The organism is Burkholderia cepacia, assembly GCF_001039005.1.
Classification (GTDB): domain Bacteria; phylum Pseudomonadota; class Gammaproteobacteria; order Burkholderiales; family Burkholderiaceae; genus Burkholderia; species Burkholderia theae.
The window spans coordinates 50,939-67,463 of record NZ_LDWR01000027.1 but is presented as its reverse complement, the minus strand read 5'-3'; the positions used below and the strand labels follow the sequence as shown (position 1 = coordinate 67,463).

Genomic DNA, 16,525 nt, shown 5'->3' with positions numbered 1-16,525 from the left:
AGGCCGCGGCCGGATCGCGGGACGCGGCGCCCGCGCGTCAGCCGGCCGTCGACGGCGGCTCGACGGCCGCAGCCGCTTCGTCCGGTGACGGCTCGGCACGCACGAGCGCGAACGGACGGATGCCGAGCAACGCCACGAGCGGCGACGCATCTTCGACCAGCTCGCCGAGCGTGTGACGGTCGAGTTCGGCGAAGAACGCATCGCGTGCGGCCGCCAGCACGCCCTTCAGGCGGCACTGCGGCTCGATCACGCAACCGCGCGACTCGCCGTCGTCGGTCGAAAAGCAGCCAACCAGCGCGAAGTCGCTCTCGGTCGCGCGCACGACCTGGCCGACCGTCAGCTGCAGCGATTCGGGGAAGAGGCGCAGCCCGCCGTTGCGGCCGCGAACCGTGTCGACCCAGCCCAACTCGCCGAGCTGCTGCACGACTTTCATCAGATGGTTCTTCGAGATGCCGTAGGCATCCGAGATCTCCTGGATCGTCGCGAGCCCCTCGCCGCGCACGGCAAGGTACAGCATCACGCGCAGCGAATAGTCGGTGTAGTCGGTGAGTCTCATGGGCGAATTCGGTAAAGATCGATCATGCCCCGATCACGTGAACCGGGCCGATCGGGATGCGCGCGGGGCCGACCGACGGCCCTGTTTCGCAGCCCGGGTTGCCGGGATGGCGCGCGCACATATAAGATGCGTTACATCTGCACGTTTTTCAGGGGGTGTTGGACGCTATTTTGCGTCAAAATCCGGCCGGCGTCCTGTCCGTTGCCCGCGCCGCCGCGTTGACGTTGCCCAGCTCTCCCGGCCCTTTTTGCCATGACCGCCATCCCCTCCTCGCCCGATACCGCCCCGGCCCGCCCTCGCGATGCCGAGCCGACCGAAGACAACATCCGCGCGCTCGTCTACGCGTTCTACGACCGCGTGCGCGCCGATCCGCTGCTCGGGCCCGTGTTCGACGCGAAGCTGGCCGGCCGCTGGGACGACCATCTGCCGAAGATGGTCACGTTCTGGTCGAGCCTCGTGCTCGGCACCAAGGGCTATCGCGGCAACGTGCAGCAGGCGCACCAGCCGCTCGACGGGATCGAACCGGCCCATTTCAGCCGCTGGCTGTCGCTGTTCCTGAAGACCGTCGAGACGCGCTACGCACCGCCCGCGGCGATCCGCTTCATGGAACCCGCGCTGCGGATCGCGCAGAGCCTGCAGTTGAGCCGGTTCGGCTGGGATTATCGGATTCCGCCCGAGCAGCAGGCCCTGCTCGACGCGATCGCGCCGCGCCGCCGCGACACGGGCGACGACCCGCAGGCGTTGCCGTCGCGCGCCCGCGGCGAGCCGTTTCCGACGAAGATCATCGGGCGCAGCGCCGATCCGGACGCGTAACGCGCGTCGCGCACCGATTGCGCACCTGCGGCACATGGCCGCATCGCCCGGACGCTGCGCTCAGCGCGGCGTGTTGCCCGATTCGACGCCCCAGCGCGCGAGCGCGGCATCGTCGGTCGTGCGGGCATCGACCCAGCGCTCGCCGTCCGGCGTCGTTTCCTTCTTCCAGAACGGCGCCTCGGTCTTCAGATAGTCCATCACGAACTCACACGACGCGAATGCATCGCCGCGGTGCGCGGCGACCGTCGCCACCATCACGATCTGGTCGAGCGGAAGGAGCTTGCCGACGCGATGCACGATCGCGACGTCGATGCCCGGCCAGCGCCGGCCGGCCTCGGCCGCGATCTTCTCGAGCGCCTTCTCGGTCATGCCCGGGTAGTGTTCGAGCTCCATCGCGGCGACCGAATCGCCTTCGTTCAGGTCGCGCACCGTGCCGACGAAGCACGCGACCGCGCCGATCTTCGGATTGCGCGCGCGTAATGCCGTCACTTCGGCGTTCAGATCGAAGTCGTCGGCCTGGATTCGTATGGTTGCCATCGCGTACTCGTCAACCGCCCGTCACCGGCGGAAAGAACGCGACTTCGCAGCCCTCGGTGAGCCGCGTGTCGGGATCGGTCATCTCGTGGTTGCAGGCCATGCGCAACGCGCGCCCTTCGGCGAGCGTCTCGGCCCATGCACCGCCGCGCACGCGCAGCCACGCGCGCACGTCGCCGACGGTCGTCACGCCGTCCGGCACGTCGGCCTGCTCATCGGCCACGCCCAGTGCCTCTCGTACGCTTGCAAAAAATTTCAGTTGAATCTTCATGAGTCGGGAAGCCGTCGCGTTACGACAGTAGTTCGGAAAACGGAATGAAACGCACGGTCTCGCCTGCGCTGATCGCGTGCTGCGGCGGATTGTCGATCAGGCCGTCGCCCCAGACCGTGGACGTCAGCACCGCCGAGCTCTGGTTCGGGAACAGGTCGAGGCCGCCGGCCGCATTGACGCGCGCGCGCAGGAATTCGTTGCGCCGGTCGCCCTTGCCTTGCGAAAAATCGGCACGCAGCGACAGCGCGCGCGGCGCGACGTCGCGCACGCCGGACAGGCGCAAGAGGAACGGCCGCACGAACAGCAGGAACGTGACGAAGCTCGATACGGGGTTGCCCGGCAGCCCGATGAAATGGGCGGCGGGGCGATCGTCGCCGCGGCGTACCGCGCCGAATGCGAGCGGCTTGCCGGGTTTCATCGCGATCTGCCACAGCGCGAGCCGTCCTTCGGCCTCGACGGCCGGTTTCACGTGATCCTCGTCGCCGACCGAGACGCCACCGCTCGTCAGGATCACGTCGTGATCGCGCGCGGCCTCGCGCAGCGTGTCGCGGGTCGTGGCGAGCGAATCGGGCACGATCCCGTAGTCGGTCACGTGGCAGCCGAGCCGCTCCAGCAGCCCGCGCAGCGTGAAGCGGTTCGAGTTGTAGATCGCGCCGGGCTTCAGCGGCTCGCCCGGCATCGTCAGTTCGTCGCCGGTGAAGAACACCGCGACGCGAAGCCGCCGTGCGACCGACAGGTGCGCGCAGCCGACCGACGCGGCAAGGCCGAGCGCCTGCGGCGTGAGCCGCGTGCCGGCCGGCAGGATCACCGAGCCCTGCCGGATGTCCGCGCCCTGCGCGGTGATCCATTCACCGGCCTTCGGCGTGTGCAGGATCTCGACCGCGTCGCCGTCGGCTGATGCCTGCTCCTGCATCACGACCGCGTCGGCGCCGGGCGGCACCGTTGCGCCGGTGAAGATCCGCGCGGCCGTGCCGGCCGCGAGCGGCACGGCCGGATGACCGGCCGGAATGCGCTGCGACACCGGCAGGCGCCGCGCGCCGTGCAGCAGGTCGGCGACGCGCACCGCATAACCGTCCATCGCGCTCGTATGCATCGGCGGCACGTCGAGCGGCGAACTCACGTCGGCCGTCAGCACGCGGCCAAGCGCGTCGAGCGTGGCGACGGTTTCGGTACCGGGCAGCGGCTTCGCGGCTTCGAGCAGCGCGGCGAGCGCCTCGGCGGTCGACAGCATCGGCGCGCGCGGCGCCGCGGGATTCGGGTTCGACATCGATGGAAGCGGGGATCGTTGGATTCAATACGTCATTGTAGCGACGCCGTCGCGCGGGCGCGCGATATGGCGGACATGCGGAAACTGTGATCGGCGCGAACGCGGGGTACTGGCACTTGTTTCGCGCGAGGTGCGGTGGGTGTCGAACACATGCGCCACCAAATGAAACAGCCGGAACCCCGATCCGTTCGACGAATCGGCATTCCGGCCGTGCTGCGCAGCCGGGCCTGCGGCCCGGCCGTGCGTCACTCGCCCGTATGCGCGGCGATGAAGTCCTTCACCTGCTGCGCGTCGGCCTTCACGACCTCGAAGCGCTGCGGCAGCGCCTCGAGCCCGTCGAATGCAGCCGGACGCTCGGGTTCGCGATCGAGCGCTTCGCGGATCGTCTCGCCGAACTTGATCGGCTGGGCCGTCTCGAGCACGACCATCGGCACGCCCGCGTCGAGATGCTCGCGTGCGACCTTCACGCCGTCGGCCGTATGCGTATCGATCGTGGTGTTGTAGCGCGAGAACACGTCGCGGATCGTCGCGATGCGGTCCGTGTGGCTGCTGCGGCCCGACACGAAGCCGAACTCGGCGACGCGCGCGAAATCGCCGCTCGCCACGAGATCGAAGCCGCCCTTCTCCTCGACATCGCGGAACAGTTGCATCACGCGCGCCGGATCGCGGCCGAGCAGGTCGAACACGAAGCGCTCGAAGTTCGATGCCTTCGAGATGTCCATGCTCGGGCTGCTCGTGTGATACGTGTTCTCGGCGCTGCGCACGCGATACGCGCCCGTGCGGAAGAACTCGTCGAGCACGTCGTTCTCGTTGGTCGCGACCACGAGCTTCGCGATCGGCAGCCCCATCATCCGCGCGATGTGGCCCGCACAGACGTTGCCGAAGTTGCCCGACGGCACCGTGAACGACACGCGCTCGTCGTTGGACTGCGTCGCCGCGAAGTAGCCCTTGAAGTAGTACACGACCTGCGCGACGACGCGCGCCCAGTTGATCGAGTTGACCGTGCCAATCTTCTGCTGTGCCTTGAATGCGTGATCGTTCGACACGGCCTTCACGATGTCCTGGCAGTCATCGAACACGCCTTCGACCGCGAGGTTGAAGATGTTCGGATCCTGCAGGCTGAACATCTGCGCCGTCTGGAACGCGCTCATCTTCTTGTGCGGCGACAGCATGAACACGCGCACGCCGACCTTGCCGCGCATCGCGTATTCAGCCGCGCTGCCCGTGTCGCCCGACGTCGCGCCGAGGATGTTCAGCGCCTTGCCCTGCTTCGCGAGCGTGTACTCGAACAGGTTGCCGAGCAGCTGCATCGCCATGTCCTTGAACGCGAGCGTCGGGCCGTTCGACAGTTCGAGCAGCGACAGCGCCGCCCCGTTCTCGGCGCCGAGCGTCTTCAGCGGCGTGATGTCGGACGCGTTCTCGCCGTGGCGCGTGTTGCTGTACACGTCGGCCGTGTACGTGCGGCGCGTAAGCGCGCGCAGGTCGTCGGCCGCAATGTCGTCGCTGAACTTCGACAGGATCTCGAACGCGAGATCCGCATACGGCAGCGTGCGCCAGCGCGCGAGCTCGTCGGCGGACACCTTCGGGTACTCGGCCGGCAGGTAGAGCCCGCCGTCCTTCGCCAGACCGCCGAGCAGGATGTCGGAGAACGTGTGGCGCTCGCCGATGCCGGCGCCGCGCGTGGAGATGTAGTTCATGTCGTCCTCAGCTCAGTTCAGCGCTTCCATGCGCAGCTTCGTCACCTTCGAGACGACCGTCGCGAGGCTTTCGATCTGCGCGATCGCCGCGTTGACGTTCTTCTCGATCGTCTCGTGCGTGATCAGGATGATGTCGGTCTCGCCGTTCGCGCCGTCGACCTGCTCCGATTCCTTCTGCAGCAGCGCGTCGATCGAGATGCCCGATTCGGCGAGGATGCGCGTGATGGCGGCCAGCACGCCGGTCTGGTCGGCCACCCGCAGGCGCAGGTAGTAGCCGCTCGTGATTTCCTCGATCGGCAGAATCGGCGTGTTCGACAAGCTGTCGGGCTGGAACGCGAGATGCGGCACGCGATGCTCGGGATCGGCCGTGTGCAGGCGCGTGACGTCGACGAGATCCGCGACCACGGCCGACGCGGTCGGCTCCGCGCCCGCGCCCTTGCCGTAGTACAGCGTCGTGCCGACCGCGTCGCCGTGCACGACGACCGCGTTCATCGCGCCTTCGACGTTCGCGAGCAGGCGCTTCTCGGGGATCAGCGTCGGATGCACGCGCAGTTCGATGCCGTTTTCGGCGCGGCGCGCGATGCCGAGCAGCTTGATCCGGTAGCCGAGCTCTTCCGCGTAACGAATGTCGGTCGCGTCGAGCTTGCTGATGCCCTCGACATACGCGCGGTCGAACTGCACCGGCACGCCGAACGCGATCGCGCTCATGATCGTCGCCTTGTGCGCGGCGTCGACGCCTTCGATGTCGAAGGTCGGATCGGCTTCCGCATAGCCGAGCTCCTGTGCGGCCTTCAGCGCCGTCGCGAAGTCGAGCCCGCGGTCGCGCATTTCCGACAGGATGTAGTTGGTCGTGCCGTTGATGATGCCCGCGATGTACTGGATGCGGTTCGCGGTCAGGCCTTCGCGCAGCGCCTTGATGATCGGGATGCCGCCGGCGACGGCCGCCTCGAACGCGACCATCACGCCCTGCTCGCGCGCGGCCTCGAAGATCTCGGTGCCGTGCACCGCAAGCAGCGCCTTGTTCGCCGTCACGACATGCTTGCCGTTCGCGATCGCGCGCAGCACGAGCTCGCGCGCGATGCCCGTGCCGCCGATCATCTCGGCAATGATCGAGATCGACGGATCGTCGACGACCGAATTGAAATCGTCGGTGATCTCAACGGTGCCGGCGACGCCGAGCGCAGCCTGCGCCTTGGCCGGGTTGCGCACGGCAATGCGCGTCACCTCGATGCCGCGCCCCGCGCGTCGCTTGATTTCTTCCTGGTTGCGGCGCAGCACCGTGAAGGTGCCGCTGCCCACCGTGCCGAAGCCCAACAGGCCAACTTTGATCGGTTCCATGCTGCGTGTGATCGATGAGTAAGAATGAGTGAGTGCCATGTGGTCCTGCCCGCTCACGCCGAATGGCGCTTGCGGTAGCCGTCGAGGAAGCGTGCGATCCGGTTGATCGAATCGGTCAGGTCGTCGAGGTTCGGCAGGAAGACCACACGGAAGTGGTCCGGCGTCGCCCAGTTGAAACCCGTGCCCTGCACGAGCAGCACGCGCTCCTCGAGCAGCAGGTCGAGAATGAACTGCTGGTCGTTCTGGATCGGGTAGAGCTTCGGGTCGAGGCGCGGAAACATGTACAGCGCGGCCTGCGGCTTCACGCAGGTCACGCCCGGAATCGACGTGAGCATGTCGTAGGCGAGTTCGCGCTGCTTGTACAGGCGCCCGCTCGGCACGATCAGCTCGTTGATGCTCTGGTAGCCGCCGAGCGCCGTCTGGATCGCGAACTGCCCGGGCACGTTCGCGCACAGGCGCATCGACGACAGGATGCCGAGCCCCTCGAGGTAATCCTTCGCGTGCCGGCGGTTGTCGCCGCCCAGGCCCGACACGGCCATCCAGCCCGCGCGGTAGCCGCACGAGCGATAGCTCTTCGACAGGCTGTTGAACGTGACGGTGATCACGTCCTCCGACAGCGCGCCCATCGCCGTGTGCTCGAGGCCGTCGTAGACGATCTTGTCGTAGACCTCGTCGGCGAACACGATCAACCCGTGCTGGCGCGCGATCTCGAGCAGTTCGAGCAGCAATTCGTCGGAATAAAGCGCGCCCGTCGGATTGTTCGGGTTGATCACGACGAGCGCCTTGGTATTCGGCGTGATCTTGCGGCGGATGTCGTCGAGATCGGGCATCCACGCGTTCTGCTCGTCGCAGACGTAGTGCACGGGCGTGCCGCCCGACAGGCTCACCGCCGCCGTCCACAGCGGGTAGTCGGGCGCGGGCAGCAGCACTTCGTCGCCGTCGTTCAGCAGCGCCTGGGTCGCCATCACGATCAGCTCGGACGCGCCGTTGCCGATGTAGATGTCGTCGAGACCGACGCCCACGACGCCCTTTTGCTGCGTGTAATGCATCACGGCCTTGCGGGCCGAGAACACGCCCTTCGAATCCGAATAGCCCGACGACGTCGGCAGGTTGCGGATCATGTCCTGGATGATCTCGTCCGGCGCGTCGAAACCGAACGGCGCGAGGTTGCCGATGTTCAGCTTGATGATGCGGTGGCCTTCGTCCTCGAGGCGCTTCGCGTGCTCGAGCACCGGGCCACGGATGTCGTAGCAGACGTTGAGCAGCTTGTTCGACTTCTGAATCGGTTTCACGACGACACGGTTCCTGGGTTGGCCTTGCGGCCGGGGGGGCGGGATCAAAACTGGAAAGCGGCCGGTCTGTGCGCGCTGTCTAGACTGGAAAAAGCGGGCGGTCGGACGCGGCTTGTGGCGACGCACGACGCAAGTGGCGCCCGGGGGCGACCAAAAAGTTATAATTTAGCGGATTTTGGCCGACTTTCGCAATGCACCATAACCGCATCGGGCCCCGCCGTCGGGCGTCCCGCCAGTACTGGAGCGCGAAACCGGCCGCCCGGGCACGTGTGGCCCAGCGACACATTCCCCTACGGAACCGCGGAATACCGATTTGAAACTGCACCAGGACACGAGCGGCGCGCTCAACACCGTCACCGGCTACGGCCCCGATTATGTCGACGTCAATCTCGAACGCCACGAAACGAGCGTCATCGTGCTGCCCGGCGCGCCGGTCCAGGCGTGGCCCGTGTCGTCGTTCGACGCACTCGCCCCCGAGCATTTCGCGATGCTGCTCGAGCCGGCGCCCGAACTCGTGATCTTCGGCAGCGGCGCGCGGCTGCGCTTCCCGCACCCGCGGCTCGTCGCGGCGCTCACGGCCAAGCGGATCGGCGTCGAAACCATGGATTTCCAGGCTGCCTGCCGCACCTACAACATCCTGATGGCCGAGGGCCGCAAAGTCGCCGCCGCGCTCTTAATTGAACGTTAATCCCCGATGCGGTAAAACTCGGGCCGGCGCAGCGGGTCGATCCCCCGGATCGGCCAGGCCAGGCCGCCCGCCCCCGGCGCAACCCGCCGGCGGCCCGTCACAACAACCAACAGGCTGAAAATCCATGAACGATACGCCGTCGAGGCTACCGCTCAATCGCATCACGCTCGTCCTCCTGCTCGTCGCGCTCGCGATCGTCTGGTTCGCGCCGCTCGGGCTGCGCCACCTGATCCCGAGCGATGAAGGCCGCTATGCGGAGATGGCGCGCGAGATGTTCGTCACCGGCGACTGGATCACGCCGCGCTACAACGGCTACAAGTACTTCGAGAAGCCGCCGCTGCAGACCTGGCTGAACGCGCTGACGTTCGCCTGGTTCGGCATCGGCGAATGGCAGGCGCGCCTCTATACGGCCGTCGTGTCCTTCGCCGGCGTGCTGCTCGTCGGCTACACCGGCGCGCGCCTGTTCAATCCGCTGTCGGGCTTCCTCGCGGCCGTCGTGCTCGCCTGCTCGCCGTACTGGAACCTGATGGGCCACTTCAACGCGCTCGACATGGGGCTCGCGTTCTGGATGGGACTGTCGCTCTGCTCGCTGCTGCTCGCGCAGCGGCCCGGGCTGCACCCGGCCGCGGTGCGCGGCTGGATGTGGGTGTGCTGGGCCGCGATGGCGTTCGCGGTGCTGTCGAAGGGCCTGGTCGGCGTGATCCTGCCTGGCGCCGTGCTCGTGCTCTATACGCTGGTGGCACGCGACTGGGCGCTGTGGAAGCGCCTGTACCTGATCAGCGGCCTCGTGATCTTCTTTGCGATCGTCACGCCGTGGTTCGTGCTCGTCCAGCAGCGCAACCCCGAATTCTTCAACTTCTTCTTCATCGTCCAGCAGTTCCGCCGGTACCTGACCCCGGAACAGAACCGTCCGGGCCCGCTCTACTACTTCGTGCCCGTACTGCTGGTCGGCTTCCTGCCGTGGCTGTCGGTCGCATGGCAGAGCATCCGCCATGCACTGCGGATGCCGCGCCAGCCGAACGGCTTCTCGCCGATGCTCGTGCTGCTGATCTGGAGCGCATTCATCTTCCTGTTCTTCAGCGCGTCGCATTCGAAGCTGATCTCGTACGTGCTGCCGGTCGCGCCGGCGCTCGCGCTGATCATCGGCGCGTACCTGCCGCTGATGACGGCCGACCGGTTCCGCCGCCACCTGCTCGGCTACCTCGTATTCTTCGTCGTCGCGGCGTTCGGGCTCATCTTCCTCGCGTACCAGGGCGATGCACGCACGCCGAACGCGCTGTACCGCGCGTTCCAGATGTGGCTGTACGCGGGCCTCGCGGTCTCGGCCGCGCTGACGCTCGCGGCCGCATGGCTGAACCGCCGCGCGGGCGTCGCGGCCGCGATCACCGCATTCGGCGCCGCGTGGCTCGCGTTCGGCACGATCGGCGGCACCGGGCACGACGAGTTCGGCCGCTACAGCTCGGGCGCGCTGCTCGCGCCCGCCGTGCGCGCCGAACTGGCGAAGCTGCCGCCCGACACGCCGTTCTACTCGATCGAGATGCTCGATCACACGTTCCCGTTCTATATGGGCCACACGACGATCATGGTCCAGCGCCAGGACGAGCTCGCGTTCGGGATCTCGGTCGAGCCGAACAAGTGGATTCCGACCGTCGACGAATGGATCACGCGCTGGAAGCAGGAAACCCATGCGCTCGCGATCATGCCGCCCGGCCAGTACGACACGCTGGTCAAGCAAGGCGTGCCGATGCGCGTCATTGCGCGCGACAGCCGCCGCGTGATCGTCGAGAAACCGCAATCGTAAGGACGCCCACCGCATGAATCCCGTTTCTCTCGTCTGCATCATCACCGGCGTGATGCTCAACGCCTGTGCGCAACTTCTGCTGAAAGCCGGCGTCAACGCCGTTGGACACTTCGAATTCAGCCGTGCGAACATCATCCCGGTCGGCCTGAAGATCGCGACCCAGTTGCCGATCATCGGCGGCCTCGGCTGCTACGTGCTGAGCGTCGTCGTCTGGATCGTCGGGCTGTCGCGGGTCGACGTGTCGATTGCGTACCCGATGCTGTCGCTCGGCTACGTCGTCAACGCATTCGCTGCCTGGTACCTGTTCGGCGAAGTGCTGTCGGTCCAGCGGCTCATCGGCATCGGCATCATCCTGATCGGGGTGCTCGTGCTCGCACGCAGCTGAGCGCCCGCGGCACCCGGCGGCGTTAAGCGTCCGCCTACAAAAAATCACGGTGCGAATCCGTCAACCGGTGTTTAATGCCGGTTTCGGACGGGATCGCCCGACCCTTTTATTACACGCCATTACAGGCCAAAGCGTTCATGAGCCAGACTTCCGCTCCGTTTCTGCCGTTCACCCGCCCCGAGATCGATGAGGAAACCATCCAGGGCGTCGTCGAAGTGCTGCGCTCGGGCTGGATCACCACCGGCCCGCAGAGCCAGAAATTCGAAGCGGCCCTGTCCGAGTACTGCGGCGGCCGTCCGGTCCGCGCGTTCAATTCGGGCACCTGCACGCTCGAGATCGGCCTGCGCATCGCGGGCGTCGGTGCCGGCCACGAGGTGATCACGACGCCGGCGTCGTGGGTCTCGACCAGCAACGTGATCCTCGAGACCGGCGCGACGCCCGTGTTCGTCGACATCGATCCGGTCACGCGCAACATCGACCTCGACAAGCTCGAGCAGGCGATCACGCCGCGCACGAAGGCGATCATCCCCGTCTACCTGGCCGGCCTGCCGGTCGACATGGACCGCCTGTACGCGATCGCGCGCGCACACAACCTGCGCGTGATCGAGGATGCCGCGCAGGCGCTCGGCTCGACGTGGAACGGCAAGCGCATCGGCGCGATCGGCGACATCGTGTCGTTCAGCTTCCACGCGAACAAGAACCTGACGACGATCGAAGGCGGCGCGCTCGTGCTGAACAACGAGGACGAGGCGACGCTCGCGCAGAAGTACCGGCTGCAGGGCATCACGCGCACGGGCTTCGACGGCATGGATTGCGACGTGCTCGGTGGCAAGTACAACCTGACCGACGTCGCCGCGCGCGTCGGCCTCGGCCAGCTGCCGCACCTCGAGCGGTTCACCGCGCAGCGCCATGCGCTCGCCCGCGCGTATTTCGCCGCGTTCGACGGCGGCCCGGCCGCGAAGCTCGGCCTCGGCCTGCCGCTCGCCGAATTCGAGAACGGCAACTGGCACATGTTCCTCGTCACGCTGCCGCTCGAGCGGTTGACGATCACCCGCGCCGAGTTCATGGCGCAGATGAAGGAACGCGGCATCGGCACGGGCATCCACTACCCGGCGATCCATCTTTTCACGCTGTACCGCGGGCTCGGCTTCAAGGAGGGCATGTTCCCCCACGCCGAACGGTACGGTGCATCGACCGTCACGCTGCCGCTCTTCACGCAGATGACGGAAGACGACGTGCGTCGCGTGGTCGACGCCATCAACCAGATTTGCGAACAATACGGAAAATAAGCGTACATGAGTCACCTTGAAGCACGCGCCGGGCATCCGGGCGCCGGGCACCTGGACGCCGGCCGGCCCGAAGTATCGATCATCATCCCCGTGTACAACGAGGAAGATGGCCTCGCCGCGCTGTTCGCGCGGCTGTATCCGGCACTCGACGCACTCGACACGTCATACGAAGTGATCCTGATCAACGACGGCAGCCGCGACCGCTCGGCCGCGATGCTCGCCGATCAGTTCCACGTGCGCCCCGACACGACGCGTGTCGTGCTGCTCAACGGCAACTACGGCCAGCATATGGCGATCCTCGCGGGCTTCGCGCAGTCGCACGGCGACATCGTCATCACGCTCGACGCCGACCTGCAGAACCCGCCCGAGGAAATCGGCAAGCTGATCGCGAAGATGCGCGAGGGCTACGACTACGTCGGCTCGATCCGCAAGCAGCGCCAGGACAGCCTGTGGCGACGCAAGGCGTCGCAGATGATGAACCGGCTGCGCGAGCGCATCACGCGCATCAAGATGACCGACCAGGGCTGCATGCTTCGTGCGTACAGCCGCCGCATCATCGATACGATCAACGTGTGCGGCGAAGTCAACACCTTCATCCCCGCGCTCGCCTATACGTTCGCGCAGAATCCGACCGAGATCGAGGTCGCGCACGAGGAGCGCTTCGCGGGCGAGTCGAAGTACTCGCTGTACAGCCTGATCCGGCTGAACTTCGACCTCGTGACGGGATTCTCGGTCGTGCCGCTGCAGTGGTTGTCGTTCATCGGCGTGATCCTGTCGATCGGCTCCGCCGCGCTGTTCGTGCTGCTGCTCGTGCGGCGCTTCATCGTCGGCGCGGAAGTGCAAGGCGTGTTCACGCTGTTCGCGATCACGTTCTTCCTGCTCGGCGTGATCATCTTCGCGCTCGGCCTGCTCGGCGAATACGTCGGCCGCATCTACCAGCAGGTGCGCGCGCGGCCGCGCTACCTGATCCAGGCCGTGCTCGAGCAGCACGACGGCGTGCCGGCGGTGCCGGCCGGCGCGAACCGCGCGGGAGCCGCGCAATGAAGCCGCGCGCGGTCGTCTTCGCGTATCACAACGTCGGCGTGCGATGCCTGCAGGTGCTGCTCGCGCGCGGCGTCGACGTCGCGCTCGTCGTCACGCACGAGGACAACCCGAACGAGAACATCTGGTTCGGCAGCGTCGCATCCGTCGCGGCCGAGCACGGCATCCCGGTCGTCACGCCGGCCGATCCCGCGGATCCGGCGCTGCGCCGCGCGGTGTCCGACGCGCAGCCGGATTTCATCTTCTCGTTCTACTACCGCCACATGCTGCCGGTGGACCTGCTCGCGATCGCGCCGCGCGGCGCGTACAACATGCACGGTTCGCTGCTGCCGAAATACCGGGGTCGGGTACCGACCAACTGGGCCGTACTGAACGGCGAGACCGAAACCGGCGCGACGCTGCACGAAATGGCCGCGAAGCCCGACGCGGGCGCGATCATCGGCCAGACCGCGGTGCCGATCCTGCCGGACGACACGGCCACGCAGGTGTTCGACAAGGTCACGGTGGCCGCCGAGCAGACGCTCTGGCGCGTGCTGCCCGCGCTGCTCGCGGGCGAGGCGCCGCACCTGCCGAACGATCTCGCGACCGGCAGCTACTTCGGCGGGCGCAAGCCCGAGGACGGCCGCGTCGACTGGTCGAAGCCGGCCGCGCAGGTCTACAACCTGGTGCGAGCGGTCGCGCCGCCGTATCCGGGCGCGTTCACGGACGTCGACGGCACGCGTTTCGTGATCGCGCGCGCGCGCCTCGCGGCGCCCGGCAGCGCGGCGGCGGCTGCCGCGGCAGATTTGCCGCCTGGCCTGCACGTAAGCGATAATGCGCTATTCGGCGTCTGCGGCGACAGCCGCGCCCTATCCATTCTCGAGCTGTGGCAGCAGCGCGACGGCAGCGAAACCGTCGTGACGCCCGCGGAATTCGCGCAGTTCATTCATTCTTCCCGTCATTCATGAAAGCAAAAAAAGTCCTGATCCTGGGTGTGAACGGCTTCATCGGCCATCACCTGTCGAAGCGCATTCTTGAAACCACCGATTGGGAAGTGTTCGGCATGGACATGCAGACCGATCGGCTTGGCGATCTCGTCAACCACGAGCGGATGCATTTCTTCGAAGGCGACATCACGATCAACAAGGAGTGGGTCGAGTATCACGTGAAGAAGTGCGACGTGATCCTGCCGCTCGTCGCGATCGCGACGCCGGCCACCTACGTCCAGCAGCCGCTGCGCGTGTTCGAGCTCGACTTCGAGGCGAACCTGCCGATCGTGCGTTCGGCCGTCAAGTACGGCAAGCACCTCGTGTTCCCGTCGACCTCCGAGGTCTACGGCATGTGCTCGGACGAGCAGTTCGACCCGGATGCATCGGCGCTCACCTACGGCCCGATCAACAAGCCGCGCTGGATCTACGCCTGCTCGAAGCAGCTGATGGACCGCGTGATCTGGGGCTACGGGATGGAAGGCCTGAACTTCACGCTGTTCCGTCCGTTCAACTGGATCGGCCCGGGCCTCGACTCGATCTACACGCCGAAGGAAGGCAGCTCGCGCGTCGTCACGCAGTTCCTCGGCCACATCGTGCGCGGCGAGAACATCAGCCTCGTCGACGGCGGTTCGCAGAAGCGCGCGTTCACCGACATCGGCGACGGCATCAGCGCGCTGATGAAGATCATCGACAACGCGAACGGCGTCGCATCGGGCAAGATCTACAACATCGGCAATCCGAAGAACAACTTCTCGGTTCGCGAGCTCGCGCACAAGATGCTCGAACTGGCGGCGGAATACCCCGAGTACGCCGATTCGGCCAAGCAGGTGAAGCTCGTCGAAACGACGTCGGGCGCCTACTACGGCAACGGCTACCAGGACGTGCAGAACCGCGTGCCGAAGATCGACAACACGATGCAGGAGCTCAACTGGGCGCCGCAAGCGACGTTCGACGACGCGCTGCGCAACATCTTCGAAGCGTATCGCGGCCACGTCGCCGACGCGCGCGCGCTCGTCGAACAGCAAGGCTGATCGGGTCGTTCGCTTGGCTCGCATCGTTCTCAAGATCGACGTCGACACGCTGCGCGGCACGCGCGAAGGCGTGCCGAACCTCGCGCGCATCTTCGACCGCTTCAGTGCGCGCGCGACCTTCCTCTTCAGCCTCGGGCCCGATCACACGGGCTGGGCGCTGCGGCGCGTGTTCCGCCCCGGCTTCCTGAAGAAGGTGTCGCGCACGTCGGTGGTCGAGCACTACGGCGTGAAGCAGCTGATGTACGGCGTGCTGCTGCCGGCCCCCGACATCGGCCGCCGTGCGATCGCCGACATGCGCGCAATTCACGAGGCCGGCTTCGAATGCGGCATCCACACGTGGGATCACGTGTACTGGCAGGACAACGTCCGCGCGCGCGATCGCGACTGGACCGCGCGTGAAATGCAGAAGAGTCACGCGCGCTTCATCGAGATCTTCGGCGCGCCGCCCGTCACGCACGGCGCGGCCGGCTGGCAGATGAACGATTCCGCGTTCGAGCAGATCGACGCATGGGGGATGCGCTACGCATCCGACGGTCGCGGCCATTCGCCGTACCTGCCCGTCGTCGGCGGCCGCACGCTGTCGCACGTGCAGATGCCGACGACACTGCCCACGCTCGACGAAGTGCTCGGCATCGACGGCATCGACACGCACAACGTCGCCGCGCACATCCTCAAGTTCACCGAAACCAATCCGCACGACCAGGTGTTCACGCTGCATGCGGAACTGGAAGGCCAGAAGCTCGCGCCCGTGTTCGAACAACTGCTCGCCGGCTGGCGCGCGCAAGGCCACACGTTTGCGACGATGGGCGACTACCACGCGACGCTGGACCGCGACTCGCTGCCATCGTACCCTGTCACGTGGGGCGAAATCCCCGGCCGCTCCGGCGAACTGATCGTCCAGCCCGACTGAGTTCGCGCGCAAGCCGGCGTCGCCCGCTCCGCCCTTGCGGCGCACTGCCGCGACGCCCCGCCGAACCGCGCCGCCGCCGCGGCGCCTTTGCATAACAACAGGAGAAACACGTGTCTGTCGAAGTTGACCGTCAAGTTCCCGATTTCACCGCACCGGCCACGGGCGGCGACATTTCGCTGTCCGACCTGAAGGGCAAGAAGCTCGTGCTGTACTTCTATCCGAAGGACAACACGCCGGGCTGCACGACCGAAGGGCTGCAGTTCCGCGATCTCTATCCGAAGTTCAAGAAAGCCGGTGCGGAAGTCATCGGCGTGTCGCGCGACAGCCTGCGCTCGCATGACAATTTCAAGGCAAAACTCGAACTGCCGTTCCCGTTGATTTCCGATGCCGACGAAGCGCTGTGCGCGCTGTTCGATGTCATCAAGATGAAGAAAATGTATGGCAAGGAAGTACGCGGAATCGAGCGCTCGACGTTCCTGATCGACGCCGACGGCGTGCTCCGTCAGGCATGGCGCGGCATCAAGGTACCGGGGCATGTGGACGACGTGCTAAGTGCTGTACAAGCGCTTTGAGGCGCGTTATATTGGCCCGCAATGAATGCCAGTTCGCCCCATATTTCTCGTAGCTGCGCCGGTGCTCGTAGC

The 16,525-nt window shown here is 66.4% G+C and carries 17 protein-coding genes; 10 read left to right on the top strand and 7 right to left on the bottom strand.

The genetic code is table 11. The features are described 5' to 3' along the window. Window positions 1–37 precede the first annotated feature (37 nt). Window positions 38–556, bottom strand: a complete 519-nt coding sequence (locus VL15_RS16570) for an Rrf2 family transcriptional regulator (RefSeq protein WP_048246871.1) — start codon at window positions 554–556, stop codon at window positions 38–40. A 252-nt stretch (window positions 557–808) separates the two neighbouring features. Between VL15_RS16570 and VL15_RS16565 the strand changes: the two genes are divergently transcribed. Then, window positions 809–1,369: a group III truncated hemoglobin gene (locus VL15_RS16565; RefSeq protein WP_048246869.1), complete on the top strand. Its 561-nt coding sequence runs from the start codon at window positions 809–811 to the stop codon at window positions 1,367–1,369. Window positions 1,370–1,429: 60 nt separating this feature from the next. On the opposite strand, the gene moaE is transcribed toward VL15_RS16565, so the two are convergent. From moaE to VL15_RS16535, 6 genes are all read right to left on the bottom strand, one after another. Then, on the bottom strand, window positions 1,430–1,906 hold the full coding sequence (gene moaE / locus VL15_RS16560) for a molybdopterin synthase catalytic subunit MoaE (RefSeq protein WP_048246867.1): 477 nt from the start codon (window positions 1,904–1,906) through the stop codon (window positions 1,430–1,432). A 10-nt stretch (window positions 1,907–1,916) separates the two neighbouring features. Further along, window positions 1,917–2,174 carry a molybdopterin converting factor subunit 1 gene (moaD, locus tag VL15_RS16555; protein ID WP_031403202.1) on the bottom strand — a complete coding sequence of 86 codons (258 nt, stop codon included), beginning with the start codon at window positions 2,172–2,174 and terminating at the stop codon, window positions 1,917–1,919. A gap of 19 nt (window positions 2,175–2,193) precedes the next feature. Then, complete coding sequence (gene glp / locus VL15_RS16550) at window positions 2,194–3,441, bottom strand: gephyrin-like molybdotransferase Glp (protein ID WP_048246865.1); 1,248 nt, start codon at window positions 3,439–3,441, stop codon at window positions 2,194–2,196. Between the two features lie 245 nt (window positions 3,442–3,686). Continuing rightward, complete coding sequence (gene thrC, locus VL15_RS16545; RefSeq protein WP_048246863.1) at window positions 3,687–5,138, bottom strand: threonine synthase; 1,452 nt, start codon at window positions 5,136–5,138, stop codon at window positions 3,687–3,689. Between the two features lie 12 nt (window positions 5,139–5,150). Continuing rightward, on the bottom strand, window positions 5,151–6,476 hold the full coding sequence (locus tag VL15_RS16540; RefSeq protein ID WP_048246861.1) for a homoserine dehydrogenase: 1,326 nt from the start codon (window positions 6,474–6,476) through the stop codon (window positions 5,151–5,153). A gap of 53 nt (window positions 6,477–6,529) precedes the next feature. Continuing rightward, a complete protein-coding gene (locus VL15_RS16535; RefSeq protein ID WP_048246860.1) occupies window positions 6,530–7,768 on the bottom strand; it encodes a pyridoxal phosphate-dependent aminotransferase in 1,239 nt (412 codons plus the stop codon). Between the two features lie 313 nt (window positions 7,769–8,081). Between VL15_RS16535 and VL15_RS16530 the strand changes: the two genes are divergently transcribed. From VL15_RS16530 to VL15_RS16490, 9 genes are all read left to right on the top strand, one after another. Next, on the top strand, window positions 8,082–8,456 hold the full coding sequence (locus VL15_RS16530; RefSeq protein ID WP_048246858.1) for an Mth938-like domain-containing protein: 375 nt from the start codon (window positions 8,082–8,084) through the stop codon (window positions 8,454–8,456). Window positions 8,457–8,580: 124 nt separating this feature from the next. Beyond that, window positions 8,581–10,257, top strand: coding sequence for a glycosyltransferase family 39 protein (locus VL15_RS16525; protein ID WP_048246855.1), 1,677 nt, complete (start codon window positions 8,581–8,583; stop codon window positions 10,255–10,257). Window positions 10,258–10,270: 13 nt separating this feature from the next. Then, complete coding sequence (locus tag VL15_RS16520) at window positions 10,271–10,642, top strand: EamA family transporter (protein WP_048246853.1); 372 nt, start codon at window positions 10,271–10,273, stop codon at window positions 10,640–10,642. 137 nt (window positions 10,643–10,779) lie between these two features. Continuing rightward, entirely contained in the window at window positions 10,780–11,931 is a 1,152-nt protein-coding gene (locus tag VL15_RS16515) for a DegT/DnrJ/EryC1/StrS family aminotransferase (RefSeq protein WP_048246852.1), read from the top strand. A 6-nt stretch (window positions 11,932–11,937) separates the two neighbouring features. Beyond that, window positions 11,938–12,975 carry a glycosyltransferase gene (locus VL15_RS16510; RefSeq protein WP_048246850.1) on the top strand — a complete coding sequence of 346 codons (1,038 nt, stop codon included), beginning with the start codon at window positions 11,938–11,940 and terminating at the stop codon, window positions 12,973–12,975. Further along, window positions 12,972–13,919 (top strand): formyltransferase, encoded by a 948-nt coding sequence (locus tag VL15_RS16505; RefSeq protein WP_048246848.1) that lies wholly within the window; start codon window positions 12,972–12,974, stop codon window positions 13,917–13,919. Before VL15_RS16510 ends, VL15_RS16505 begins: the two co-directional genes overlap by 4 nt. Then, on the top strand, window positions 13,916–14,971 hold the full coding sequence (locus VL15_RS16500) for a bifunctional UDP-4-keto-pentose/UDP-xylose synthase (protein WP_053077665.1): 1,056 nt from the start codon (window positions 13,916–13,918) through the stop codon (window positions 14,969–14,971). The genes VL15_RS16505 and VL15_RS16500 overlap by 4 nt, the downstream gene beginning before the upstream one ends. Window positions 14,972–14,984: 13 nt before the next feature. After that, entirely contained in the window at window positions 14,985–15,881 is an 897-nt protein-coding gene (locus VL15_RS16495) for a polysaccharide deacetylase family protein (RefSeq protein ID WP_048246846.1), read from the top strand. A 110-nt stretch (window positions 15,882–15,991) separates the two neighbouring features. Continuing rightward, window positions 15,992–16,453 (top strand): peroxiredoxin, encoded by a 462-nt coding sequence (locus VL15_RS16490; RefSeq protein WP_006756046.1) that lies wholly within the window; start codon window positions 15,992–15,994, stop codon window positions 16,451–16,453. The last annotated feature ends 72 nt before the right edge of the window (window positions 16,454–16,525 follow it).